Source organism: Burkholderia sp. WSM2232 (genome assembly GCF_000472545.1).
Classification (GTDB): Bacteria; Pseudomonadota; Gammaproteobacteria; order Burkholderiales; family Burkholderiaceae; genus Paraburkholderia.
Window position 1 is genome coordinate 345745 of sequence record NZ_AWZV01000004.1, and the last position, 24027, is coordinate 369771.

Below are 24027 nucleotides of genomic sequence, written 5' to 3' on the forward strand. Positions count from 1 at the left end.
TGCGGAAAGACCCTCCAGTCAGCAATAACACGGATGGTCCTACGCCGTGGCGGGTGACAGTCGAAGGCAAAAATCACGCCTCCGTTAGGTCCTATGTGGAGCAGGTGCGATACCGTGCCAGAAATCGTCTCGTGGCTCACGATGTCGGCTCGCGAACAAGCACGCCAGAGTTTTCGAGATAGCTCAGGCGCGAGAGCTTCTGTTGCGTCTTTTGAAGTTCGGCGGTGGTTTGACAATTCAGCCTCAACGCCTCGTCGAGCAAGGCCGATGCAGCTTTTCCATCCTTGACACGAGGACGGCGAGCACGGACGAGGGGCCTCAGTCTGTCGTTGAGGTCGGAGAAAATCTTTTGCAACCTAGCATTGCTGCCGACAGTAGACGGTGAAATGTTGAGCAGCTTGCAAATCGGCTCTTTAGCGACTCGTCCGAACTGGTTAAGTGGCATGTCCTGGATGGGGGTGACCTCGGCCCATTTAGCCAGTCGGATTGCATTGTCTTGGCCCACTTGCTGTGGACTCCGCCCATTGTTCTTTCGTGAGTTCATTTTCGCTTCAGTCCGACAATGCTCTTAACCTGCTTGGTCAGCGATGCAACCTCCGCCTGTAACACTCGAATCTCTTCACGGTACTGCTTCGTCGCGCGGACCCTTGCTTTGCGTTCGTCGTGCAATTTGTTCTCCGCAATGTCCGCCTTCCGGCGAAAAATCACGACGTCCTGCTCCTGGCGCTGCACCACCTTCTCGAGTCGCCTCACTTCGCTTTCGAGAGCGTGGATGCGATTTGCTTTATTGACGCGCTGCAGTTGGTCAAGAGCCTTTACGTCAAGTGATTCAAGAATCTCATCGACTTGGCCTCGCCGCACGCTATGGTAGGACTTATTCAGCGTATTGCGGCTCATCGACCGAAGTTCGGGAAGCAGATTCCGCGTCGCGAGGCAGTTCTGTGTTCCGTCCCACTCAGCGAACTGCTCGAGAGTGCGAGGGTAGTAGTCGAGCACCTTCTCCTCAGACGCAGCGCGCACAAACTGACCACCGTAGTCCTGAGTAAGCCAGGGGATGCCATGCTGTATCCAGCTCTCCAGAACAGCGAGCTTAACGTCGATTTTTCCTTCGGCCTCAACACGGAGCGGTGATACACCGGTGGAGGTCATGTTGCTTGCCCCTCAATGAATTCGGACCAGCTCGCGGTAAGCTTTTGGAACAGGTCGCTGACTCTCTTGGAGACCTGCCGCTCCGAATCAATCAAGGCCTCCATGAAATTGGCGTGCTCTGCCTTATGAGCACGAACAGCGATAGGGAAGTTGAAGTCGTTGCTTTCGGCACGCGCAAGGTCCGCGTCTTCTTGCCACTGAGCGAGATAGCCATCGGTGCAATGAAAATGGACGCAGCCTTTGCACATCGATGGCGAGGCGTTCTCGCGATGAATGTCCCCATCCTTGAAGCAGTTTGACATTTTCAATGTATGGCGCGGAGACTTTGCCATGCAGGGTCCATGCTGATGGACAGTAGGCAGGTAGCCGCGGCGCTCAAGCATGCCGGCAACTTGCTTCACCTTGTCCTCCAGCGGGGTCGCCCGAAACTCGACGCTCGCCGATAAGCGCTTCGTGAGTTTCAGGATGAGGAAAGGGAACAGACCGGATGTATCTCTGCCAACAAAGCAGTCTTCGACGAGCTTCTCGAGGTAGGCAGTTTCGCCTTCCTTCATGGCCTTGATGACGCTTTTCGTCTCTCTTCTACGTTTTGCGATGGTATTAGAGATACGCTTGTCAGGACGTCGGCCGGGGTTGTCTGTGTAGTAAGGTAACGTGGACCGCACGGATAGATGGCCGAGGTGACGGCTCATCGCCGGCAGCTCCGCGCAATCGTAGCGGTTGAAATACAGCGTCACAAACATGCGCCGAAGCGGTAACTGGCTGCCGTGGAAGAGCGATATATCGCAGTCGGCCAGCCTGAAGAGCTCCCGCATATGCACGCGCTGGTGGAACTGGAATGGCTTGTTCGCATTGAAACCCGCAACGGACGGACTTCGAAACGCGAAGAGCTTACTGCTCCGCCCCGCCTCCCGGGACTTTGGGACAATTGGTGGTTCAGTGCGAAGGGGACGATACTCCGTGTAGATGTCATGGAGTAAAGCAGTAGCGTCTGCAACAAGCTCATTCGCGGCGAATGTCACGTAATCCTGAATGCCTTTCTCGACGAAAAATTCGACACTCCAGTCGTTATATCCGTCCCCTGCGCTACGAAGAGCCCCAAAGTAGAGTCCCCAAGGTACCTCTGTTCCAACAATTTCGTTCGTCCTCCGGCCGTGGTTCAACCCGATAATCAAGGCCATCGCCGCCTGTGTTGTCTTGACCAGCCCTGTGAGGGAGGCGGGACCACTATCTAGGCAAATGTTTTCGTAAGGCATGTTAAACCGTGACCGTTCCGCGGCGTAGTATGCGCTAACCGCGGCTGCAGCACGGCGGTTCCGCTGGGCCTCCGAACCGGTGGTCTCCAGGGCGCTTCTCATAGCGCACAACAACTCGACTACGAGCGGGCCCCGGTCATAAAGCCACAGCAGGCATTCATTCATCAGCTTCATGCAGGTCGAGACATCAAGGTTCTCGGTTCGGCCCGGCTCTTCTGTGGTCAGTTCGGCCAGGCGCCCTTCGACATTTGCGTAAGGCATGAATAAGATGGAATCGCCTCCGATAGGGTGAAGTGCCAAGAGATTGAAGACCATCATGGTCTCGCGAAGCTCTCCCGCAGACGGCTTGAAGAAGTCGCGCCGCTTATGGTCAACGGGGCGAGGGTCCCCATTGGCGCGCGCAATCCGGCGACGGAACCAAGGCGGAATCGCATCGTCCGGCATTGGTATACCAGCCGCCCGCTCAATCTCGATTATGTTTACGGGGGACTTCCGGTCCTTCCGGGCTAGGCCGTGCAAGCGGGCAGCGAGACTCGGGTCTGCTTTTGCGCGATACCACAAAACGACAAGCGACCGATGATATCGGAGGATTCGGCCCCATTGCAGTTGGCTAAGGTTGACTATCAATTCGTCAATCATCGACTGTGTGAGGTCTTTCAGCTCATAGACACCTGAGCGCATCATCCATATGTATATTCTTAACATTGTCCGAAGGGCGCGAGTAACGCCAGCCCAAACATTGCCCCTGTTGTTGCGCTCAAGCACGGTGTTGATAGCTATTTTGGTGGCGTCGACCAGCGAGCGAAAATGTGTAAGTGGCATGGGCGCTTCGTAGATGCTTTGGTCGCCGGTGCAGTCAAGAACCAACGCGGTCAAGTCAATCGAGCGAGGCGATATCTTTCCGTGGACGCGAGCAGTATCGATGACAACGACGTCGTCGGCCCAGTCACTCAGGAAGCGGTGGCTTTTGCTTCCCGCGCATCTCTCCTCCAAAGAAGTTCCTCCATGCGCAGGATTGGCGACAGGCCTAGGTGAATCCTCGCGGGCATCGAAACTTGGGATTGTCTCAGCAGCACCCGCGGGGTAGTAAGAGGGTCTTCTATAGTGGCGTGCCATGGATGGTTGCCTCGAATCTGGTCAGTACAGCTTTGTGCCGACTGGCTTCAATAACCCGTCGCATTGCGATGGTGGCTACTATGCGAGGTAGGTGGCGATAGATGAATCGCTCCGAATTTGCATTGAGCAAAATGTGAAAGTTTTTTTTGTAATATTGATATTGCAGCGCGCAGTGTCTTATTTCCGTTTCGCCTATTGTCAGTTGTAACTGTCCGCCTGAGTCAATCCAGTCGTCGATGCGTGACCGCGTTTCCTCTGCTTGCATTGGACTTGCAGGAAACAAGATTTTTGTGTCTATCAGTCTTTTGTCAATTTTCTTTTTCTCTATGATTTCTTCACGGCCGCAGTCGAATAAAATCGTTGCAGCAAGCTTTTTCATGTACCGCAAAATATTCGCCTCGTGAAGACTTCTTGTTATGGTCGAATGTATGTAAATTGACGTCGTGACAAGGTCTTTCTGATTCAGGAAAGCGTTGACGGTGTAGATGCTGCCATCTGGGGACAGGTAATCCACGTGCGCGGCGAGGTCTCGAAGCTTTATGAAACAAAAGCGAGGGAGCTGATGAAAATCACAGAATTCGTGAAGTGCCGAATGGAGATTAGGTATCTGGAAAATCAGGTCTTCGCGCTTAAGTGTTAGGTTCAATGTTGCGAACATCGAAGCTTCGTCTTTCCCCATGAATAGTCGAACACGGCGTTGATGGGCCAGAAGAAGTTGGACAGCACGGATGGTCAGAGGATTGTTTATGTCGCGGTCGGTGGCATCTACCTCATTAGCCGAGTCGGCGTCTGTGTTTGTAACGGTTAAGCTGTATTGGCGTTTCTCCGTCCGACCTTTGATGCCAATCAGCAGAATACCAGTTTCAGTAGCAACGACGTCCTCGGGCCTCATCGAAAGGATGGTTTCGGAATTCCACCCAGTGTCAACTGCGATAAGTAATATGCATGCGACGACGGCTAAGCGGGGAAGATAGTAATCCGAAAGTGCTGCTCCAAACATGACTCGGTTCGTTTGCACATGTGATAGCGGATACAGTGCACTCAGTCTGGTTAGGTATAGCGTTTTTTTCGGAGGCCGGATGTAGAGTTGGTCTCGTTCAATCATATAGAGTGCGACTCGAAATCTTTGCTCTTCGGGTAACTGCCGAAAAAGCCTCACACTCAGATTTCCGCCATTCTCAAGTGTGCGAGCAACTCGAGCTGGTAATTTGCTGGTTCCCTCGCATTTCGTTGCAAGCAACGTATTGACAAGCGCTTCGTGCGCATCTAGTGTCTCTGTGCATTTCTGGCAAATATAATCTCGTATACCCTCAACGTTGTCTTTAGCTTTGATTCTTAGATTCTCGAGGTCATCAAACTCAACGATTGCAGATACCGGTTTACGCAATGCTGGGTTGGGGTGGTCCGGGATACAGAAGCCAGTCCAGTCCTTCTCTTTTCTTTCTCCTGGCGTATCAAATCGAGAGCAAAAGCCCACGTCCTCAATTGCCGTGCCGTCCGCAAGCTTATGTTGACAATACTCGAATATCTTTCGCGCCTGAAAAGCCTGCATGTAATGTGACGAGCCGCCCCACTGCGATACTTGCTCTTCAACGAAGCAATACATCAGGTGAATCTCTGGCGTGGTCAGTAGGTGCGCTGGCTTCCCAAGAATTTGCCTGAAGGTAAGGTGTGGCCCCGAACCGCGCAATACCCGCACGAACGCAGCGACATTGCTCGCGCCGATTGGACAGTCCATTCCCTGAATTACGCTGTCTAGGAGTCCGCCTCTTGCGATGCCAAGTCTGTCGAACTCGATTGCAAACTGCACCCACCTTTCGCGACCGTGCAATCGCTTCCGCGCGTGTATCACGGCGCCATCCGGAGTCTGGGTGTGACACGAGGGGAAGACTATTGACGTCTGCATGGCGACTCCGCGTCCGGTCAGGCCCTCCGCAAACATCGCGGCCCGTTCGACACTTTTTCCTGAGCAGGGACAACGGCTCAGAAACTGAAGCATCTCAGCAACTGGCCGCCCGGCATGGGGTCCGCCGCTAATTCGCCGAGACATGCACAAGTCGATGGTTTCAGTATACGACAATAAATTGTCTTTATTTACAAGGGTTTACGCGAGCTCGGTCGGTCGGTCACGGCAAGTGATACGACATAAATTGTTATACTCGCCGTATGAATGGCCCTTCAGGTAAACCGGCGCGGCCGCGGCGAGCTTGCCCGTGAGCGGATCGGTCAGCGTGACGAATTGCGGTGCCCAACCCGTGTCCGCCACCGCGCAACGCGTGACATGCAGCGCGTTCAGAAACTCGTGACGCAAAAACGGCGTGGGTTGCGGCTGCCGCGCGAGGAGGGCGTTCCATTCGGCGGCGTCAACCTCGGAGGGCGACGCCAGAATGCCCGTGCGATAATCAAAGCGTTCCTGATTCAATCTGTGTGACTGTCCCAATGAGCGACACGGTCCGTCGAGCACGTACTGCGTCGTTCGTTTATCCGATTGTCGTTTGCCCGTTCATCCGTTCCGTCGAGCCAATAACAAGCCGCGTGACTCGCAAGCTCTTGGCTTGCCCGTCGATCCTGCCATGAAGACACGAATCGCTCTTGCCCAAATCAATGTCACCGTCGGCGACTTCGCCGGCAATGTCGCGAAGATCGTTGCCGCCGCACGTGACGCTTACAACGCCGGCGCGAAATTGCTGGTCGCGCCCGAACTCGCGCTGTCCGGCTACCCGCCCGAAGATCTACTGTTGCGCCCCGCCTTCTATACCGCGAGCGCCGCGGCGCTCAGAGACCTCGCCGCTCAGCTCGAGCCGTTTGGCGGGCTGCATGTGATTGTCGGTCATCCGCTGCGTGATCGCGCGGACGGGGCTGCGAACGGCGCGGCGAACGGCGCGAACCAGGGTCATGGTAATGCAAACGCGCCAATCGAGCGCGGCGTGCCGCCGGTCGACACGTTCAACGCGGCGTCGTTGCTGGTCGATGGCAGGATCGTGGGCACCTATCGCAAGCAGGATCTGCCCAACACTGAAGTGTTCGACGAGAAGCGCTATTTCGCGTCCGACCCGCAGCCGTTCGTGTTCGAGCTCGACGGCGTGAAGTACGGGGTGGTGATCTGCGAGGACGCGTGGCATGCGTCGGCCGCGCAAATGGCGAAGGCCGCGGGCGCCCAGGTGCTGCTGATTCCGAACGGCTCGCCGTTTCACCTGAACAAGGAAGCGGTGCGCTTCGACATTCTGCGCGCGCGGATTCGCGAGACGGGATTGCCGATGGTCTACGTGAACATGGTCGGCGCGCAGGACGAACTGGTGTTCGACGGCGGCTCGTTCGTGCTCGGCGCTCACGGCGAACTGGTCGCGAAAATGCCGCAGTTCGAGGAGACGACCGCGTTCGTCGAATTCGAAAACGGCGCGCCGGTGCGCAGCCACACAAGCGCGGCGAACGGCAGCAGCGGCATGAGCCACGCAATCGCGCCCGAGCTCACGCTCGAGGCGCAGGTGTACGCCGCGCTCGTCATTGGCGTGCGCGACTACGTGAACAAGAACGGTTTTCCGGGCGCACTGATCGGCTTGTCCGGCGGCGTCGATTCCGCGCTGGTGCTGGCGGTCGCATGCGACGCGCTCGGCGCAGAGCGCGTGCGCGCCGTGATGATGCCCTCGCGCTACACGGCGGACATCTCCACCACGGACGCCGCCGACATGGCCCGTCGCGTCGGCGTGCGTTACGACGAAATCGCGATTGCGCCGATGTTCGACGCGTTTCGCAACTCGCTCGCGCAAGAGTTCGCAGGACGGCCTGAAGACGCCACCGAGGAAAACATTCAGGCCCGCATTCGCGGCACGTTGCTGATGGCGCTGTCGAACAAATTCGGCTCGATCGTGCTGACAACCGGCAACAAGAGCGAGATGGCGGTGGGCTACTGCACGCTGTACGGCGACATGGCCGGCGGCTTCGCGGTGATCAAGGACATCGCCAAGACGCTCGTGTACCGTCTTTGCCATTACCGCAATCAGGCGAGCACCTTCGACAGGCAGAATGTGATTCCCGAGCGCATCCTGACGCGCGCACCTTCCGCGGAATTGCGCGAGAACCAGACCGATCAGGACAGCTTGCCGCCGTATGACGTGCTCGACGCGATCATGCGCATGTATATGGAGGAGGACCGCTCGCTCGCCGAAATCATCGCCGCGGGTTACGCGGCCGAAGACGTGAAGCGCGTCACGCGGCTCATCAAGATCAATGAGTACAAGCGCCGCCAGGCGCCCATCGGCATTCGCGTCACGCATCGCGCGTTCGGGCGCGACTGGCGTTATCCGATCACCTCGCGCTATACAGAACCGGTGGAATGAACGGGCGTGATGCGCTCCCCGAAGCGCGCCGGACTGCCGCAAGGCAACCGGCGCGGCGTAGAATAAAAATCATCCATCTTCCTTTCACTCTTCCAGTCACGAGACGAGGTTCGCCATGAAGCGCATCACCGCAGTCATCAAACCGTTCAAACTCGACGAAGTGCGCGAGGCGCTCGCTGAAGTCGGCCTCACGGGTCTGACCGTTACCGAGGTCAAAGGCTTCGGCCGGCAGAAAGGCCATACCGAGCTCTATCGTGGTGCAGAATACGTAGTCGACTTCCTGCCGAAAGTGAAGATCGAAGTGGTCGTGGCGGACAATCAGTGCGATCAGGTGATCGACGCGATCATCGGCGCAGCGCGCACCGGCAAGATCGGCGACGGCAAGATCTTCGTCGCGGACGTGGAACGCGTGATTCGCATCCGCACCGGCGAGGAGAACGAAGCGGCAGTGTAAGCCGCTCGCGCACCGAAGCGGTGCGCCGCGCGTGACTCGAACGCCATGCGCTTCCCCGCGAATTAACAAAAGCTCGCGCACCAATAAAAAACGGTGCGATACCCTTTCGGACATCGCACCGATACGCGCCTCTCGCAGCAGCGTGAAAAAGATTCTCTTGAAGAAATTCTAGACCCCGAAGGCTTTGCCTTCGGGGAACACTGTCCGGTTAGAACGAGTGTTGGATACCTGCGTACACGCCGGTCTGGCTGTGACCCGGCAGCGGGTTCTCGTTGTACGTGGTCGTGCCGCCCGACGTGATGTTGCCGCCAGGGCCTGCACTGTTCGCGTCCAGACCGAAGTTGGCCGACTTGCTGTTACGCACGGTCGCAATCTGGATGTCCAGCAGCGTGCGCTTGGACAGGTTGTACGAGCCGCCGATCGTGTAGATCGTCGCGTTGCCGCCGCCCTTGTTCGCGTTCACGTGATAGACCGCTGCGATCAGCGCTGCAGCCGGCGTGGCTTGCCACGTCACGCCACCCCATTCGTGGTCGAGCGAGGTCGGAGCGGTGCCGGCGGCCGAAGCAGCCGACGAAGTACGCACTGCCTGGTACGCGCCCTGGATCTTGAACTGACCGAGGAACACGTTGAACGCAGCCGTGTATTCACGCGATGCGCTGAACGGGTCGGTGAAGTTGCCGTTTGCGCTGTTGCGGATTTCGTCGTACATGCCGCGCAGCTGGAACAGCGACGAGGTGTACGTCACTTGCAGACCGGCTTCACGGCCTTGCGGCGTCGTGCCGTTACCGTTCCAGTTCGTCGCGTTCGACAGCGCGTACTGGCCGTACACGTCAAAGCCGTAGAACTTCGGCGACTGGTAAGCGATGTTGTTGCTCGATTGCGGCCAGTTGCGGCCACGCACCAGCGATGCCGACGACCAGTTCGATTGACCGAACGGATCGAAGTCCCACACGCCGTTGGAGATGAAGAGCATACGGCCCATGGTCAGCGTACCGTATGCGCTGTTCGACAGACCGACCGTTGCCCAGCGATTGAAGAGACCGCCGCCGCCAGGACCCTGGCCGTTCATCGTGTTGAAAGAGCCTTCCAACTGGAACAGGACCTTGTTGCCGCCACCGATGTCCTCGACGCCCTTCATACCCCACAGGCTCGTGCCCCAGTCACCGCTTTCCGCGCGCCAGCGCGAGGTTGAACCGGTATAGTTGGCATTCGGCAGCCCGCTGATGTATTCAAGACCTGCATCCAGGCGGCCATACAGTGTCACGCTGCTTTGAGCATGCGCAACGACCCCGGCCGACATCAGCGCAGCGGCGAGCAAAGCTTTCTTCATCTTCTCCTCCATACCCTGTCAAAAAGTGAAACCCAGTACTGCGAATGGTGTTCGGACGCGAGCCGCGCCGAACAGAAATCGGTACCAGGGAGATTAGCGGGCGGATGGGTCTCCTGTCCTGACGTGCAGCCTTGGGGCTGTTCTTTGCGTCATGCCGATCCCTCGCCGACCGGTTCTCCTCTGTGCTTTGAAGTCAAACTACTTTTAATGTACTTAGTTTTTGCTACTTTGGTTACTAATTTATCAAAAATAGACTTCGGTGTGAGAAGAAATTAGTACCGACGCTGACCTGTGTCTCCAAATTGCAATACAGATGTGCGCCAAGACCCGTTGCGGCATGGGCCGAAACGGCTAAAACCCTTATGCGGCAAGGGAATCACGGATCGGCGGAGGCAAGATCAAGGATTGCCACTATTGACGCGTGCGATACGGCAGGCTAGTGCGGAAAACGGGGGCTGGAGGGCGGATGAGACCAGACTTTCGCGGCCAGAAAGCGCGGATTACGCAGTTGACCGAAATAAAAAAGGCGCTCGTAAGCGCCTTGTAAAACTACTTCGACTACAGCCGGTAATCAAGTTTCGTCGGGAAATCTCAAATACCAGGCTGTGCCATATGTTTCTATTTGAGGCTCCCGGAAAGGAACTGCCTGAGCCGCTCGCTGCGTGTGTTCCTGAAGACCTCATCCGGGTGGCCTTCTTCTTCCACGCGGCCTTGATGCAGGAACATGACGTGATTCGACACGTTGCGGGCGAACGCCATTTCATGTGTGACGACGATCATCGTGCGGCCTTCCTCGGCCAGCGTCTGCATGACCTTGAGCACTTCGCCGACCAGTTCGGGGTCGAGTGCGGAAGTCGGCTCGTCGAACAGCATGACGTCGGGGTGCATGGCGAGCGCGCGGGCAATCGCCACACGCTGCTGCTGGCCGCCCGACAAGTGCGACGGATACTGCTTCTCGAGGCGCGGTGCAAGACCGACCTTCTCCAGATACTCGCGAGCGCGGTCTTCGGCTTCCTTGCGCTTGAGGCCGAGCACGTTCACGGGCGCCTCGATGATGTTTTCGAGCACGTTCATGTGCGACCAGAGGTTGAAGTGCTGGAACACCATCGACAGTTTGGTCCGCACCCGCTGCAACTGTTTGGGATCGGACACGCGCAGCGCGCCGTTCTTCGCAAGTTGCGTACGCACTTCTTCGCCATCCACGAAGATGCGGCCGGCGTTCGGCTGTTCCAGGAAGTTGATGCAGCGGAGCATCGTGCTCTTGCCCGAACCGGACGACCCGATCACGCTGATTACGTCGCCGGCGTTCGCCTTCAGCGAAACACCCTTGAGGACTTCGTTGTCGCCGTACTGTTTATGAAGCTCGTCGACGAAAAGCTTTTGCTTCGTGTTGTTCATCAGGATCCTTGGGCGTGCTGACGTGCGGGGCGCGGGGCCGGTTATTTGCCTTGCGGCCGCAGATAGGCGAGCCAGCGGCGCTCCGCGCGGCGAAACAGCCACACGAGCGCGAAAGAAATGCACAGATAGAGCAGGGCGGCAATGCCGAAAGCGTTGAACGACTGGTACGTCGCCGAGTTCACGTCGCGTGCGATCTTGAGGATGTCCGGCACGGTCGCGGTGAAGGCGACGGTCGTGGCGTGCAGCATCAGAATCACTTCATTGCTGTAGTACGGCAGCGCGCGGCGCAGCGCCGAAGGCAGAATCACGCGCCGGTACAGCGTGAACGACGACATGCCGTAGGCGCGCGCCGCTTCGATTTCGCCGTAGGGCGTGGCCTTGATCGCACCCGCGAAAATTTCGGTGGTGTACGCGCAGGTGTTCAGCGTGAAGGCGAGCAGCGTGCAATTCATGCCTTCGCGGAAGAACGCGTTGGTCAGCTCGTGATTGCGCACGATCTCGAGGCTGTACAGACCCGTGTAGCAGAGCAGCAACTGCACATAGAGCGGCGTGCCGCGAAAGATGTAGGTGTAGAGCCAGACCAGACCGGCGAGCCATTTCTTCTTCGAGACGCGCGCCACTGCAAGGGGAATCGACAGGCAGAAGCCGAGCCCGATCGACACGACCAGCAGCCACAGCGTGATCGCGAGGCCCGTAAAGCGGTAGCCGTCGGTATAGAGATAGTTGCGCCAGTATTCCTGAATGATCTCGATCATAGATCCGCCTTTCGCACGCCAGTCGAGTAACGCTTCTCGAGGTACATCAGCACGAAGTTGGACACTGTGGTGATGACGAGATAGATGGCCCCCGCAAACAGGGTAAAGAAGAAGAACCGCAAGGTGCCTTTGCCCGCGTCCTGCGAAGCCTTGACCACGTCCGCGAGGCCGATGATCGACACCAGCGCCGTGGCCTTCACCATGACCTGCCAGTTATTGCCGATGCCGGGCAGCGCGAAGCGCATCATCTGCGGGAACATGATGCGGGAGAACACCTGCCAGCTCGTCATGCCGTAGGCTGCGCCGGCTTCGAGCTGGCCGCGCGGCACCGCGAGAAACGCGCCGCGGAACGTCTCGGTGAAGTACGCGCCGTAGATGAAGCCGAGCACCGCGACGCCGGCCACGAACGGATCGATGTCGATCTGCTCCCAGCCGAGCATGTCGGTCAGATTGTTGAGCCAGATCTGGATGCTGTAGAAGAGCAGCAGCATCAGCACGAGGTCGGGCACGCCGCGCACGAGCGTCGTGTAGACCGTGCCGGCGCCGTACGAGAGACGGTTCTTCGACAGTTTCGCCGCCGCGCCGAGAAGGCCCAGCAAGAAAGCGAGCGCCAGTGACAGAACCGCCAGCTTGACGGTTTGCCAGGTGCCGTTGAGAAGCAGCGGGCCGTAGCCTTGAAGGAACATAGGGGGTCCTTGACGATGCGTTTGCGACACACCGCGAAAGACGCGGCCGGACCGGCGCCGCGTACCACCGCGGGCATGGCCCGCCGCGCTTCGCGGCGCACAGCGCACCGCTGTGCAAATCATGACTGCATGGCCGTTGCCGGCCTTGCAGCGCGCTTTTCGACTCTCTTTGAAACCAGACCGACTGTATTACGAAGCCCCGGGCACGCCCATGCGGGCGAGCCCCGAGTCTCCTCTTGCTGCATCTGAGGGAGCCCGGCCGGGCTCGGAAGCAGGTGGCCGTTTCAGGCGGGCCCGCTCTGCGCTCAGTGTCCCGGGTAGATCTCGAAGTCGAAGTACTGCTTTTCGAGCTTCCTGAACGTGCCGTCCTGATGAACCTGCGCGAGCGCCTTGTCGAACATCGTCTTCAGTTCGGCATCTTCCTTGCGCAGACCGATGGCCGTACCTTCGCCGATGGTTTTGGCGTCTTTCACTTCCGGGCCGGCCCACGCGAAGCCCTTGCCGCGCGGCGTTTTCAGGAACCCGGCGTCGGCCTGGATTTCGTCTTGCAGCGCGGCGTCGAGCCGGCCGGAGGTGAGGTCGGCGTAGACCTGATCCTGGTTCTGATAGGGCACCACGGTCACGCCCTTCGGCTCCCAGTACGCCTTGGCGTACGCTTCCTGGGTCGTGCCCTGTTCGACGCCGACGCGCTTGCCTTTCAGCGATTCAGCGGTGGGCAGGAGCGGCGAGCCGGCTTTCGCAATCATGCGGGCAGGAGCGTCGAACAGCTTGTCCGAAAAGTCGATCTGCTCGCGGCGCTTGTCCGTAACAGTCAACGACGACACGATCGCGTCGAACTTCTTGCCCTTCAGTGCGGGGATGATGCCGTCGAAATCCTGCTCCACCCATACGCATTTGACGTTCATTCTTGCGCACAGTGCCTTGGTCAGATCGACGTCGAACCCGACTATCTGGCCGCTGGCCGCCTTCGATTCGAACGGCGGATAACTGGCGTCAACCCCGATGCGTACGGTTTTCCATTCTTTTGCCATGGCGCCGGTGGCCATGACGGCGAGCGCTACGCACAGTGCGAGCTTCTTCATGTTTCTCCTGGGTCAAACTGATCGTCTCGGTGTCCGATCCCGACGAAGCCTGGCTTGTGGCCGGCCGTCGCTATTCTAGGCGGTCAAAATTGCGGCGCCGTCGCGGCTTTGCCGCGTCGCGTCCGGCTGTGCCGGCGCGCTTTGCGCCACCATGTGCGGTGAAAAGCGCGGTATTTTACCCGAACAGGGAACGCGCGCCAGTGCGCGACGTCCGTCCTGTTCCGCGCCGCGGCAAGGGCGTTGCGCAGGCGCGACGCATGCGTGGGGCATCGGGTAAAGCCGTGCGCTGCGGTTTGGGCCGAGGAGCGGCGTGGAAGGCGCGCGCAGTGATATGGCCTGCCGAGGGCTCATGCGGCCTCATGTGGCCTCGCGCCGTCTGGGTGCGCTGTAGTGCGCTCTAGTCCGATTACGCGGATTTGCGAAACGATCCGGTGCATTGGCACGCGATTGTCCGCGAGGGGGCAAGCCCATACATTCTCGCCATCGCCAATTTCACCGGGAGTACGTCATGATCGAAATCCGCCGCTCCGCAGAACGGGGCCATGCCAACCACGGCTGGCTCGACTCGTATCACAGCTTTTCGTTTGCCGACTATCGCGACCCCGAGCATGTTCATTTCGGGCCGCTGCGGGTGATCAACGAAGACCGCATCGCGGGCGGGCAAGGCTTCGGCACGCACGGACACCGCGACATGGAGATCGTCACCTATGTGCTCGAAGGTGCGCTCGCGCACCGCGACAGTATGGGCAACGGCTCGACGATTCGTCCCGGCGACGTGCAGCGCATGAGCGCCGGCACGGGCGTGATGCACAGCGAGTTCAACGCGTCGCAGGACGAAGAAGCGCACCTTCTGCAGATATGGGTGATTCCGCAACGTGCCGGCGATCAGCCGGGCTACGAGGAAAAGCGCTTCGACGCCGCGGAAAAACGTGGCCGCCTGCGCGTCGTGGCGTCGCCCGACGGCCGCGACGGTTCGGTGACGATCCACGCCGACGCGTCGATCTACGCCGCGCTCATCGACGGCGCGGAGACAGCAAGCTTCGCGGTGCCGCCAGGGCGGCTCGTCTACGTGCACGTGGCGCGCGGCTCGCTGACGGTAAACGGCGAAGCACTGCAAGCCGGCGACGCAGCCAAGCTCAGCGATACCGACACGGTGACGCTCGAAAAGGGCGAGCAGGCGGAAGCGCTGCTGTTCGACTTGGGACGATTGAACGGGTGACCTGGCGCGCGTTACAAGCTCAACCGGAAATGGTTGAGCGTGCAACCAGTGCCAACCGGGGCGCAAGCCGCCTGACCGACCGGCGGATTGGTGGACCGGTGGAACCTCGGGCGGCTCAATAAAAAACGCCACGAAAAACTTCTCCGTGGCGTTTCTGTTTTACGAAGGCAGCGATGCCAGCCGCCTTGGCGCAGCGCGGGCTCGCAAGGCGCGCCGCGCGCAGCGACTGTCAGCAAGTGTCAGCGACCGTCAGCGCAACCGCCTTTCCGCTCACTGACTCGCGGCAGGTGCCGACGCCGCGCCATGATGTTGCTGCCAGCGCTCGCGCATCTTCTCGTGACGCGATTCCATCTTTGCAAAGCGCTGTTTGAGCGCGGTGCTGACGGTAGTCTTCTGCTGGTCTTTCAGGCCGTTATAGAACTTGAGCCAGGCGTCCGTAGTTTGCTGACGCAACTGCGCGTCTTTCTGTTCGATTTGCTGATGAGCGGCGGCCATCGCGTTCAGATCGAGAATCGGCTGCTGCTGCACGGCCTTGAACTGGTTCTTCATCTGCTCGTGGTTGGCGCGCATGGCCTCATGGCCCTGCTTCATGGTGTCGAGCGCGGCTTGCCACTGCTTCTCCTGGTCTGCGTTCAGCTTCAACTGGTCATGCAGTTGCGTGAGCTCCTTCATGAAGTGGCCATGCCAAGCGCCCGGGCCGCCGGGGCCCCCGTGGGCCTCGTGAGCGGGTTGGGCGGCATAGGCCGCGCCCGCGCCAATGGCGAGAGCGGTGGCGGCAACGGCGAGGGCGCGCGAGATTTTTCTGGTGGACATATAAGGCTCCTTGTAATGGAATAGCCGACGATGCATCCGATCCAGGCGGCGGCGTGCATTCGGTAAGACACAGCGTAGAGAACTGCGCCGGTCCCTGTGTTACGCGGCCTCGCACCGCTATTACGGCCCATTACGCGCAGCTTTCACCGTAACACCCGGTAACCCTTGAGGCCGGCTTGAAATCGAAAACCGCCCGTGCCGCGCGTTAAACTTCATTCATGGCTACTCAAATACTTGTTGTCGACGACGACGTCGAATTGCGCGATCTCCTGCGCGACTATCTGGCCCGCCAGGGCATCGAGGTTTCGGTGCTGCACGACGCGGGCTCGCTCGAGCGCAGGCTGGAGCGCGAGCGTCCCGATCTGATCGTGCTCGATCTGATGATGCCGGGCGTGGACGGGCTCACCGCATTGCGCAAGCTGCGCGCTTCGGGTGACGACATCCCCGTCATCATGCTGACCGCGCGCGCGGACGACGTCGACCGTATCGTCGGTCTCGAACTGGGCGCGGACGATTACCTCGGCAAACCGTTCAACCCGCGCGAGCTGCTCGCGCGCGTGCAGGCGGTCCTGCGTCGGCGCCGCACGCTGCCCTCGGCGGCGGCGCCCGAGCAGCGCGAACCGTTCAGCTTCGGCCGCTTCACGCTGGACTTCCAGTCGCGCACGCTGCATCTGGAAGACAAACCGCTCACGCTGTCAGGCAGCGAGTTCGCGCTGCTCAAAATTTTCGTCAATCACCCGATGCGCACGCTGACGCGCGAGCGTCTGCTCGAGCTGCTGCACGGTCCCGAATACGACGGCACTGACCGCGGCATCGACGTTCAGGTGTGGCGTCTGCGCCGCATTCTCGAAACGGACCCGTCCACGCCGCGCTTCATTCAGACGGTGCGCGGGCGGGGCTACGTGTTCGTGCCCGACGGCGAACAGCATGCGCCGGCCCATTGATTCACTGTTTGGGCGGCTGGCGTTGCTGGTCGTCGCGGTGTTGCTGCTGTCGCATTTCGCGTGGTACGCGCTCATGCGTCTCGAGCGCAGCCAGTTGCAGACCCGCTACGCCGTCGAGGAAGCGACTTTTCTCGTCGATGCGGTGCGCCAGCACGTGGCCCGCAACCCGGACCAGCCGCTGCCGTCACGCGTGAAACTTGTGGACCCGGCGAGCCCCGAGGTGCCGCCCGAAATGCCGGACATGCCGCCGCCGCTCGAGCGTTTCATTGAAGACGCACGCGACCGTATGCCGTCCGGCACCCAGGTGCGCGTCGGTTTGCCGGGGCGTCCGCCCACGCTGTGGGTGCGCGCGCCCACGGACCGCAGCTGGATCGTCGTGCCGGTGCAGCCGCTGCGGCCGCCGCGCTCGCTCGACCGCACCGTGCTGTGGCTCGTCATCATCTTCTCGTTCGCGGTAATGGCGGCGCTTTTTGCCGCATGGGCGTTGCAGCAGCCGTTGCGCTCGCTCGCGCAGGCGGTGGCGCGCTTCGGCCGCGGCCTGCCGGTGCCGCCGGTGCCCGAACGCGGGCCGCGCGAGTTGCGCCAATTGACACATGGCTTCAATCAGATGGTGCAGGAAGTCGCGCGTACGGAAAATGACCGCGCGGTGATGCTCGCGGGCGTCGCGCACGATCTGAAGACGCCGCTTGCGCGTCTTCGGCTGCGCGCCGAAATGATGGACGAAGCGAAGATGCGCGACGGCGTGGTGCGCGATGTCGATTCGATGACCCACATCGTCGAGCAATTCCTCGTGTTCGCGCATGACGGCGCCGACCGCAGCGAAGCCGTCGAAGTGGACGCGCAATGCGAGCGGGTGGTGCGCAGCTATCGCGCGGTGGCCGCCGGTGCCGCGACCGTCCACACGGAGTTGCGCGCCGGCCCGGGCTTTCTGCTGCCCGCGGCCACGCTCGACCGGATTCTGTCGAACCTGCTCGACAATGCGCATGCGTACGGTGCGCCGCCCATTGTCGTTGCCACCGCGCGCACCGCGCAGGGCTTCACACTGTCAGTGAGCGACAACGGCAAGGGCATTGCCGCACAAGACCTCGTCAATGCAAGCCGGCCCTTCGTGCGGCTCGATCCGGCGCGCGGCGGCAATGGCCATAGCGGCCTTGGCCTCGCCATCGTCGAGCGGCTGGTGCGGCGCGCCGGGGGCGAGTGGGAGATCGGCAACCACGAAGGCCGAGGCTTGCGCGTCCTGATGAGCTTTCCGCTTTCCGCGCTGCCTCAGGCGCGGGCCGCGTCGGAAACCGTCTGGTAGATGGGCTGCAGGCGCGGTGTTGCGGCGCGCCTGGCTCCAGTCGCAGAACACTAGTCGGAGAACAGCGTGTTCAGCGCATTCGCCGCTTCGCTATCCACGGTGTTCCACGTCACGCTTTCGGCCTCGAATATGTAGTGGGTCGTGTATTTGCCAAGGCGCGTGAGGATCTCCTCCTGAATGACTTCGGGCGCGACCTCCAGCTTCAGATACCACGCGGTGGAAGACAGCCGCGTCTGAAACGCGCCGTACTCGGCCAGCAGATGATCGAATGCGTCAGCATCCTGATCGCGGCACACAATGACCAGATTTCCCTTCATGCAAATCTCCCGTTAAAGCGGTAGCGACAACTCGAGTCAGTGCCGATCATACCTGCCTCGTCGGGGAAGGCTCGAAGTCCTGGCTTGCGCTGGGTGAGAAGGGGGCGTTCGCTACCAGACGTTCGCGACCGTGCGTGCGGGCGGGGCGGTGTCGTCGGGAGGCAGGGCTTCGGTGCGGTCGCGTCCGCCGGTCTTCGCCGCGTAGAGTGCCATGTCGGCGCGGCTCATGATCCGCTCCGGCAGGTCGTCGACGGCAAGCTCGGTAATGCCGATGCTCACGCTCAGCGTCACGGAGGCCGGCAGCTTCGACGACGGCACCGCTTTCAGACGCAAACGCAGGCGCTCGACTACTTCGCGGCCGCCGGCAAGGTCGGTGGCCGGCAGCAGCAACCCGAATTCTTCGCCGCCGAGCCGGCCGATCGCATCGGCGCCGCGCAGTTCCGCGCGGCAGGTGTCGACGAAATGTTCGAGCGCGCGGTCGCCGGCGGCATGGCCGAAGCGGTCATTGATCTGCTTGAAGTGATCGAGGTCGGCAATCGCCATGCACAGCGGCTGGTTGCCGAGATGCGCGCGGTCGATCTCGTGACGCAGCAAGTCGAGGAAGTAGCGGCGCGACAGCGCTCCCGTCAGCGCGTCGTGCCGCGCCTCCGCCGAAAGCAGCGTATTGGCCGATTGCAACTGCTCCGCGAGATCGCGTGTGGCTCGATGATGGCGCCGCTCGCGCACATACGACACGGTGATCACCCACGCGAGCGCCACGGTGCCCGCCAGCGTCAGGAACACCAGCAGATGGTCGCGCTTATGGTTGCGCAGCAGTTCGGGCCAGGCGGAAAGCGGCTCGACGAGATGCGCCGAGAGCCCGGAGTTCAGGCCGCTGCGCGTCTGATACAGCGACGGCCCCGGCTGCCCGGCGGAGCCGAACAATTGCCCGGCCGTGGCGGCGGACACCCACGGCGCCTGTTCGCGCACCTGGGTATCGACACGGATCTGGATGTCCGGGAATCCGTCGCGGCGATAGGTCACGTTGCGCTCGGCAACACTCATCTTCGCGACGCGTGAGTTGGGCAGAGCGTGGCCTTCGAGCTTGCTGTCGTGCGCCATGATGACGACGCCGTTGTCGTCGGCGACGAACGTGCCGGCATGCGCGACCCAGTGGCGCAGCCGCGCGATCCCCACCTTGGCGACGACCGCGCCCGCCAGCTCCCCGTCGGCGTAGACCGGCACTGCGATGAAGATGCCCGGTTCGCCGGTCGTGCGCCCCACGCCATAGGTCTCCGAGAACGCGCCGAGCAGAGCTTTGGTCAGATAGGCGCGCACTCGCATGTCGATGCCCAGGAAGGAACTGCGCGGCGCCTGCGGATCGCCGCGGACATCGCTCGAGGCCACGCAGATGCCGTTGGCATTTACGAGCCATACCTGGTCGAGTCCGGAGAAGCCTTGGGCGCGGTGCAGGAAGGTGCTCACGGGACCCATGCGCGGGTCCTTCTGCAACGCTGCACGCAGGGCGGGTTCCGTCGCCCCGCTGTTCGCGGCATAATTCCGGGATTGCACCAGCGCGCGCTGGATCACGTCCATCTCGGCCATCGTGGCGGGGATGGCCCGCGACATGGCAAGGTCGCTTGCGATCACCTCTGCCATGTTGTCGACGATCGAGGCGGCCATCTGACGTTGCGCGTGCAACGCCGCCGCGAGCTCTTGCTGTACCATCCGGTCCGCGACCATGCCGGCGACGAACCAGCAAGCCAGTACGATCAGCATGAAGCCGATCGGGCCCGTTGCGTGGCGCAAGGTTGTCCTGTTCATCGACCCTCTGATCCGTCTGGCTGGAGACATGCAACTAGCTTATTCGTGGCAGCCCCGCGGCGCTACGTTGCCCCGCGTTTCGCTCGGGGTCGCGCTGTCCGGTTGTCTGCTGTTATTGCAGTGCACGGTGGCAAGCCCCCGCAGCGGGCCAGGGTAAAACCACCAGCACAGGTGCATCTTTGAGAATTTTAACCGTCATGGGGCCAGGGGGCACCGTTATTGTTGGGCCATGAAATTCGGATTGTCTGCACCCATCAGGCTTTTAACGGCAACCGCGCTGGTTTCTTGATGTTGTAGCCGGTTGCGCGAGGCGGCCAACACACTCGCAGTACGGGCGCAAGCTGCTTGCTGCCGCGATCGCACGGGGCAGCGGCAAGGCAGAAAGCCTGCGGCATCGCGAGCCGTGTTCGGCACAAGGCCACTGTCAGGCCATTGCGGGCCCGTTGTCAGCCGGCCGTTGCAAGAGGCTGTGAATTGCCGTCAATGGTTGTGCCTGAAACGTAGGATGGTGTAGTGTCGTGCCGTCCAAAACAAAGGAAAGCTCGCCAGCCTACGGGCGGCGCCTGCGGCGACAGGACTCTGGCTTGACGAATGAGGTCCCGGGCGGCGTGCCCAGCGGCGCTTCAATTGCCGGTCCCCATGTCTCCTACGCTAACGATTTACCGCGCATACGCGTTTTGCCATGCCTGATTTCCGCTTTCCGGACCGATCTTCAGACCGCTGTGCGGCAACCGCTGCCTCCTTCGTGCGTTTGAACGCCTGTATAGATAAGGAGTGGGCCTGATGGATTTCAGCTTCGACCTGAAGCGCACCGCCAATGCGTCGGCATGGCGGGTGCTGCCCAATCGCTGGGACTTCGTCGCGTTCCCGCTCATCATCTGCATCATCGCGATGGCCGCGATCGGCTTTCACGAAACGCTCGCGCCGATGTCCACACTGAAGACCCAGACGATCTCGCTCGACCCGGCGAATCTGCCGGAGTATGCGATGCGCACGACATTGCGCATGCTCGCGGCCATGGTCGCGTCGCTGATCTTTACGCTGGTCTACGGCACGCTCGCCGCCAAGAGCCGCCGCGCGGGCCTCGTGCTGGTGCCGATTCTCGACATCCTGCAGTCGGTGCCGGTGCTCGGCTACATCTCCTTCACGGTCACGTTCTTTCTCGCGCTCTTTCCGGGGCGCGTGCTGGGCGCCGAACTCGCCGCGATCTTCGCGATCTTCACGAGCCAGGCCTGGAACATGACGTTCAGCTTCTATCAGTCGCTGCGCACGGTGCCGCGCGACCTCGACGAAGTCTCGCGGGGCTTTCACCTGACGTCGTGGCAGCGCTTCTGGAAGCTCGAAGTACCGTTCTCGATGCCCGGCCTCATCTGGAACATGATGATGTCGATGTCCGGCGGCTGGTTCTTCGTGGTCGCTTCGGAGGCAATCACCGTCGGCAACCGCAACATTACGCTGCCCGGCATTGGCGCCTATCTCGCGCATGCGATCACCGAGAAGAACCTGCATGCCATCGGCTGGGTGATCCTCGCAATGACCGTCGTGATTCTCGCGTACGACCAGTTCCTGTTCCGCCCGCTGGTGGCCTGGGCCGACAAGTTCCGCATGGAGAACACGAGTTCCGGCGACGCGCCCGAGTCGTGGCTGCTCGACCTGATCCGCCGCACACGGCTGATTCATCGGCTACTGGTGCCGCTTGGCTGGATGTTCGCGAAGGCCGCGCGGGTGCCGTTGCGCATGCCCGCGCTGCGAGGGCCGCGCTTCCAGATTCCGCAAATCCAGAAGAGCTCGCGCGTCGGCGACATGGTGTGGGGCGCGCTCGTGCTGATCGGCACGGTCTATGTGGTGTACCGCGTGTTCATCTACGTGCGCACCGGCGTGTCGCTCGACGAAGTCGGCCACGTGGTTCTGCTTGGCCTCATCACGCTGCTGCGCGTGGTGCTGCTGATCGCGCTGGCGTCGGTGATCTGGGTGCCGGTCGGCGTGCTGATCGGCCTGCGCCCGGCGCTCGCCGAGAAGATCCAGCCGCTCGCGCAGTTTCTCGCCGCGTTTCCGGCCAATCTGCTGTTTCCGGTGTTCGTCATCGCAATCGTGCGTTTCGACCTGAATCCGGACGTGTGGCTCTCGCCGCTGATCGTGCTCGGCACCCAGTGGTATATCCTGTTCAACGTGATTGCCGGCGCGACGTCGTATCCGAACGACTATCGCGAAGCGGCCAGGAATTTCCACATCCGCGGCTGGCAATGGTGGCGTCAGGCCATGTTGCCGGGCATCTTCCCGTACTACGTGACTGGTGCGATCACCGCGTCGGGCGGCGCGTGGAACGCGAGCATCGTCGCGGAGTTCGTGCAGTGGGGCGACACGAAGGTGGCCGCGCACGGCCTGGGCGCCTACATCGCGCAGTCCACGGCGGCAGGCGATTATCCGAAGATCATTGTGGGGATCGCGGTGATGTCGCTGTTCGTGACGCTGTTCAACCGCCTGTTGTGGCGTCCGATGTACGCGTACGCGGAAGCGAGGCTGCGGCTGGACTGAGGCCCCGGCCCGTGCCGTTTTGCGCCGGACCCCGCGTGAGCAGAAGACCGGGCGGCCCGGCGTTTTCCTGAGAATTGAAGGCATAACGCGATGCAAAATCCTAAAGCAGCCATGACCGCCGCGCCGATCCAGACGCCGCCGAAGCCGCCGCGCCTCGGCGAAGAAATACTGCGCGTCAAGGACGTGTGCCGCGGTTTCAACAAGTCGCAGGGCGAACTGCTGGTTCTCGACGACGCGAACCTGTCGCTGCGCGAAGGCGAGATAGTAGGGCTGCTCGGGCGGTCGGGCTCGGGCAAGTCGACGCTGCTGCGCATCATTGCCGGCCTGATCGAGCCGACCGACGGCGAAGTGACGTACATGGGCAAGCCGCTCGACGGTCCCGCCAAGGGCGTCGCGATGGTGTTTCAGACGTTCGCGCTGTTCCCGTGGCTGACCGTGCTGCAAAACGTGGAAGCGGGGCTCGAGGCGCAAGGCGTAGCCGCGCGCGAGCGGCGCGAACGCGCGCTCGCCGCGATCGACCTGATCGGTCTGGACGGCTTCGAGAACGCCTATCCGCGCGAGCTGTCGGGCGGCATGCGCCAGCGCGTCGGCTTTGCGCGCGCGCTGGTGGTCGATCCCACGCTGCTGCTGATGGACGAACCGTTCTCCGCGCTCGACGTGCTGACCGCCGAAACGCTGCGTACCGACCTGCTGGACCTGTGGACGCAGGGCCGCATGCCGATCAAGGCGGTGCTGATCGTCACCCACAACATCGAGGAAGCGGTGTTCATGTGCGACCGGATTCTGGTGTTGTCGTCGAATCCGGGCCGTGTGATCGCGGAAATCAAGGTACCGTTCAAGCATCCGCGCAATCGTCTGGACCCGGCGTTCCGGCGTCTGGTCGATGAAATCTACGCAAAGATGACCGCGCGTCAGACCGACGAGAAAACGAGGAAAGGGCTCGAACTGCACAGCTGGCTGCCGCATGTGTCGACCAACCTGATGGCCGGTCTGATCGAGACGCTCGCCGCCGCGCCGTATCACGGCCGCGCGGACATGCCGGAAATCGCCCGTTCGCTGCACCTGGAAGTGGACGATCTGTTTCCCGTGGCGGAAGTGCTTCAGCACCTCGGTTTCGCGGACGTGCGCGAAGGCGATATTTTCCTCACGCCGCCCGCGCGCGTGTTCGCCGAGTTCGGCACGCAGGAGCGCAAGATGATGTTCGCCGAGCATCTGCTGCGTCACGTGCCGCTCGCCGCGCGAATCAAGAAGGTGCTGAACGAGCGCCCGGGGCACCGCGCGCCGCGCGTGCGCTTCGAGCAGGAGCTGGAGGATTTTCTGTCCGACAGCGCCGCGGAAGAAACGCTCGACGCGGTCATCAACTGGGGCCGCTACGGAGAAATTTTCTCGTATAACGACCAGACGGAAATCTTCAGCCTCGAAGACGTGGAGTCGTAAGCGCCGTGCACGTAAGCAAGCGTTCAACGCCTGGTTAACGCAGAACGGCAGGGGAGACCCTGCCGTTTTTTCGCTTGGGCCGCGCGAGCACCTGCT

At 61.1% G+C, this 24027-nt stretch carries 19 protein-coding genes and 1 pseudogene; 7 read left to right on the top strand and 13 right to left on the bottom strand.

All coding sequences use genetic code 11. The annotated features are described in order from the left end of the window. Positions 1 to 136: 136 nt before the first annotated feature. The 5 genes and pseudogenes from F757_RS0103780 to F757_RS0103800 form a co-directional block, all read right to left on the bottom strand. Complete coding sequence (locus tag F757_RS0103780) at positions 137 to 505, bottom strand: hypothetical protein (protein ID WP_198021338.1); 369 nt, start codon at positions 503 to 505, stop codon at positions 137 to 139. 35 nt (positions 506 to 540) lie between these two features. Further along, the gene (locus F757_RS0103785) at positions 541 to 1149 is read right to left on the bottom strand and encodes a hypothetical protein (RefSeq protein ID WP_027210236.1); all 609 of its coding nucleotides are present in this window, start codon (positions 1147 to 1149) and stop codon (positions 541 to 543) included. Next, positions 1146 to 3521 (bottom strand): hypothetical protein, encoded by a 2376-nt coding sequence (locus F757_RS0103790; protein ID WP_198021339.1) that lies wholly within the window; start codon positions 3519 to 3521, stop codon positions 1146 to 1148. The genes F757_RS0103785 and F757_RS0103790 overlap by 4 nt, the downstream gene beginning before the upstream one ends. After that, on the bottom strand, positions 3505 to 5331 hold the full coding sequence (locus tag F757_RS0103795; RefSeq protein ID WP_156923510.1) for a hypothetical protein: 1827 nt from the start codon (positions 5329 to 5331) through the stop codon (positions 3505 to 3507). Before F757_RS0103795 ends, F757_RS0103790 begins: the two co-directional genes overlap by 17 nt. A 345-nt stretch (positions 5332 to 5676) precedes the next feature. After that, a pseudogene (locus tag F757_RS0103800) lies at positions 5677 to 5943 on the bottom strand (peptidogalycan biosysnthesis protein); the annotation flags it as partial. Between the two features lie 151 nt (positions 5944 to 6094). Between F757_RS0103800 and F757_RS0103805 the strand changes: the two are divergent. Together F757_RS0103805 and glnK are read left to right on the top strand one after the other, a co-directional pair. Then, positions 6095 to 7858, top strand: a complete 1764-nt coding sequence (locus F757_RS0103805; protein ID WP_027210240.1) for an NAD+ synthase — start codon at positions 6095 to 6097, stop codon at positions 7856 to 7858. A 115-nt stretch (positions 7859 to 7973) separates the two neighbouring features. After that, entirely contained in the window at positions 7974 to 8312 is a 339-nt protein-coding gene (glnK, locus tag F757_RS0103810) for a P-II family nitrogen regulator (protein WP_006048444.1), read from the top strand. A gap of 208 nt (positions 8313 to 8520) precedes the next feature. Here glnK and F757_RS0103815 read toward each other — a convergent pair whose 3' ends face one another. The 5 genes from F757_RS0103815 to F757_RS0103835 all read right to left on the bottom strand — a co-directional run bounded on the left by F757_RS0103815 (position 8521) and on the right by F757_RS0103835 (position 13563). Then, positions 8521 to 9642 carry a porin gene (locus F757_RS0103815; RefSeq protein ID WP_027210241.1) on the bottom strand — a complete coding sequence of 374 codons (1122 nt, stop codon included), beginning with the start codon at positions 9640 to 9642 and terminating at the stop codon, positions 8521 to 8523. A 618-nt stretch (positions 9643 to 10260) separates the two neighbouring features. Next, the gene (locus F757_RS0103820; RefSeq protein ID WP_027210242.1) at positions 10261 to 11040 is read right to left on the bottom strand and encodes an ABC transporter ATP-binding protein; all 780 of its coding nucleotides are present in this window, start codon (positions 11038 to 11040) and stop codon (positions 10261 to 10263) included. A 41-nt stretch (positions 11041 to 11081) separates the two neighbouring features. Further along, a complete protein-coding gene (locus F757_RS0103825) occupies positions 11082 to 11795 on the bottom strand; it encodes an ABC transporter permease (protein WP_013338542.1) in 714 nt (237 codons plus the stop codon). Further along, a complete protein-coding gene (locus F757_RS0103830) occupies positions 11792 to 12481 on the bottom strand; it encodes an ABC transporter permease (RefSeq protein ID WP_027210243.1) in 690 nt (229 codons plus the stop codon). The genes F757_RS0103825 and F757_RS0103830 overlap by 4 nt, the downstream gene beginning before the upstream one ends. 305 nt (positions 12482 to 12786) lie before the next feature. Further along, positions 12787 to 13563 (bottom strand): ABC transporter substrate-binding protein, encoded by a 777-nt coding sequence (locus F757_RS0103835; RefSeq protein ID WP_027210244.1) that lies wholly within the window; start codon positions 13561 to 13563, stop codon positions 12787 to 12789. A gap of 508 nt (positions 13564 to 14071) precedes the next feature. Between F757_RS0103835 and F757_RS0103845 the strand changes: the two genes are divergently transcribed. Next, positions 14072 to 14782 (top strand): pirin family protein, encoded by a 711-nt coding sequence (locus F757_RS0103845; RefSeq protein WP_027210246.1) that lies wholly within the window; start codon positions 14072 to 14074, stop codon positions 14780 to 14782. A 270-nt stretch (positions 14783 to 15052) separates the two neighbouring features. Here F757_RS0103845 and F757_RS0103850 read toward each other — a convergent pair whose 3' ends face one another. Continuing rightward, entirely contained in the window at positions 15053 to 15595 is a 543-nt protein-coding gene (locus tag F757_RS0103850) for a periplasmic heavy metal sensor (RefSeq protein WP_027210247.1), read from the bottom strand. Positions 15596 to 15813: 218 nt separating this feature from the next. On the opposite strand from F757_RS0103850, the gene F757_RS0103855 reads away from it, so the two are divergent. Continuing rightward, entirely contained in the window at positions 15814 to 16539 is a 726-nt protein-coding gene (locus F757_RS0103855; RefSeq protein ID WP_013338547.1) for a response regulator, read from the top strand. Then, a complete protein-coding gene (locus F757_RS0103860) occupies positions 16523 to 17839 on the top strand; it encodes an ATP-binding protein (RefSeq protein WP_027210248.1) in 1317 nt (438 codons plus the stop codon). The genes F757_RS0103855 and F757_RS0103860 overlap by 17 nt, the downstream gene beginning before the upstream one ends. A 50-nt stretch (positions 17840 to 17889) precedes the next feature. On the opposite strand, the gene F757_RS0103865 is transcribed toward F757_RS0103860, so the two are convergent. Both F757_RS0103865 and F757_RS0103870 read right to left on the bottom strand, forming a co-directional pair. Beyond that, the gene (locus F757_RS0103865; protein WP_027210249.1) at positions 17890 to 18156 is read right to left on the bottom strand and encodes a double-stranded DNA-specific endonuclease; all 267 of its coding nucleotides are present in this window, start codon (positions 18154 to 18156) and stop codon (positions 17890 to 17892) included. 111 nt (positions 18157 to 18267) lie between these two features. Continuing rightward, on the bottom strand, positions 18268 to 19959 hold the full coding sequence (locus F757_RS0103870) for a sensor domain-containing diguanylate cyclase (RefSeq protein WP_027210250.1): 1692 nt from the start codon (positions 19957 to 19959) through the stop codon (positions 18268 to 18270). Between the two features lie 783 nt (positions 19960 to 20742). On the opposite strand from F757_RS0103870, the gene F757_RS0103875 reads away from it, so the two are divergent. Next, a complete protein-coding gene (locus tag F757_RS0103875; RefSeq protein WP_027210251.1) occupies positions 20743 to 22494 on the top strand; it encodes an ABC transporter permease in 1752 nt (583 codons plus the stop codon). Between the two features lie 90 nt (positions 22495 to 22584). Further along, positions 22585 to 23931 carry an ABC transporter ATP-binding protein gene (locus tag F757_RS0103880; RefSeq protein ID WP_013338552.1) on the top strand — a complete coding sequence of 449 codons (1347 nt, stop codon included), beginning with the start codon at positions 22585 to 22587 and terminating at the stop codon, positions 23929 to 23931. Positions 23932 to 24027: the final 96 nt, after the last annotated feature.

What these genes read in the sequence shown, in the direction of transcription:
- F757_RS0103860 (WP_027210248.1), top strand. Translation starts at nt 16,523, where the DNA reads ATGCGCCGGCCCATTGATTCACTGTTTGGGCGGCTGGCGTTGCTGGTC.
- F757_RS0103820 (WP_027210242.1), bottom strand. Translation starts at nt 11,040, where the DNA reads ATGAACAACACGAAGCAAAAGCTTTTCGTCGACGAGCTTCATAAACAG.
- F757_RS0103875 (WP_027210251.1), top strand. Translation starts at nt 20,743, where the DNA reads ATGGATTTCAGCTTCGACCTGAAGCGCACCGCCAATGCGTCGGCATGG.
- glnK (WP_006048444.1), top strand. Translation starts at nt 7,974, where the DNA reads ATGAAGCGCATCACCGCAGTCATCAAACCGTTCAAACTCGACGAAGTG.
- F757_RS0103855 (WP_013338547.1), top strand. Translation starts at nt 15,814, where the DNA reads ATGGCTACTCAAATACTTGTTGTCGACGACGACGTCGAATTGCGCGAT.
- F757_RS0103850 (WP_027210247.1), bottom strand. Translation starts at nt 15,595, where the DNA reads ATGTCCACCAGAAAAATCTCGCGCGCCCTCGCCGTTGCCGCCACCGCT.
- F757_RS0103790 (WP_198021339.1), bottom strand. Translation starts at nt 3,521, where the DNA reads ATGGCACGCCACTATAGAAGACCCTCTTACTACCCCGCGGGTGCTGCT.
- F757_RS0103835 (WP_027210244.1), bottom strand. Translation starts at nt 13,563, where the DNA reads ATGAAGAAGCTCGCACTGTGCGTAGCGCTCGCCGTCATGGCCACCGGC.
- F757_RS0103870 (WP_027210250.1), bottom strand. Translation starts at nt 19,959, where the DNA reads ATGAACAGGACAACCTTGCGCCACGCAACGGGCCCGATCGGCTTCATG.
- F757_RS0103805 (WP_027210240.1), top strand. Translation starts at nt 6,095, where the DNA reads ATGAAGACACGAATCGCTCTTGCCCAAATCAATGTCACCGTCGGCGAC.
- F757_RS0103845 (WP_027210246.1), top strand. Translation starts at nt 14,072, where the DNA reads ATGATCGAAATCCGCCGCTCCGCAGAACGGGGCCATGCCAACCACGGC.
- F757_RS0103880 (WP_013338552.1), top strand. Translation starts at nt 22,585, where the DNA reads ATGCAAAATCCTAAAGCAGCCATGACCGCCGCGCCGATCCAGACGCCG.
- F757_RS0103865 (WP_027210249.1), bottom strand. Translation starts at nt 18,156, where the DNA reads ATGAAGGGAAATCTGGTCATTGTGTGCCGCGATCAGGATGCTGACGCA.
- F757_RS0103830 (WP_027210243.1), bottom strand. Translation starts at nt 12,481, where the DNA reads ATGTTCCTTCAAGGCTACGGCCCGCTGCTTCTCAACGGCACCTGGCAA.
- F757_RS0103815 (WP_027210241.1), bottom strand. Translation starts at nt 9,642, where the DNA reads ATGAAGAAAGCTTTGCTCGCCGCTGCGCTGATGTCGGCCGGGGTCGTT.
- F757_RS0103825 (WP_013338542.1), bottom strand. Translation starts at nt 11,795, where the DNA reads ATGATCGAGATCATTCAGGAATACTGGCGCAACTATCTCTATACCGAC.
- F757_RS0103785 (WP_027210236.1), bottom strand. Translation starts at nt 1,149, where the DNA reads ATGACCTCCACCGGTGTATCACCGCTCCGTGTTGAGGCCGAAGGAAAA.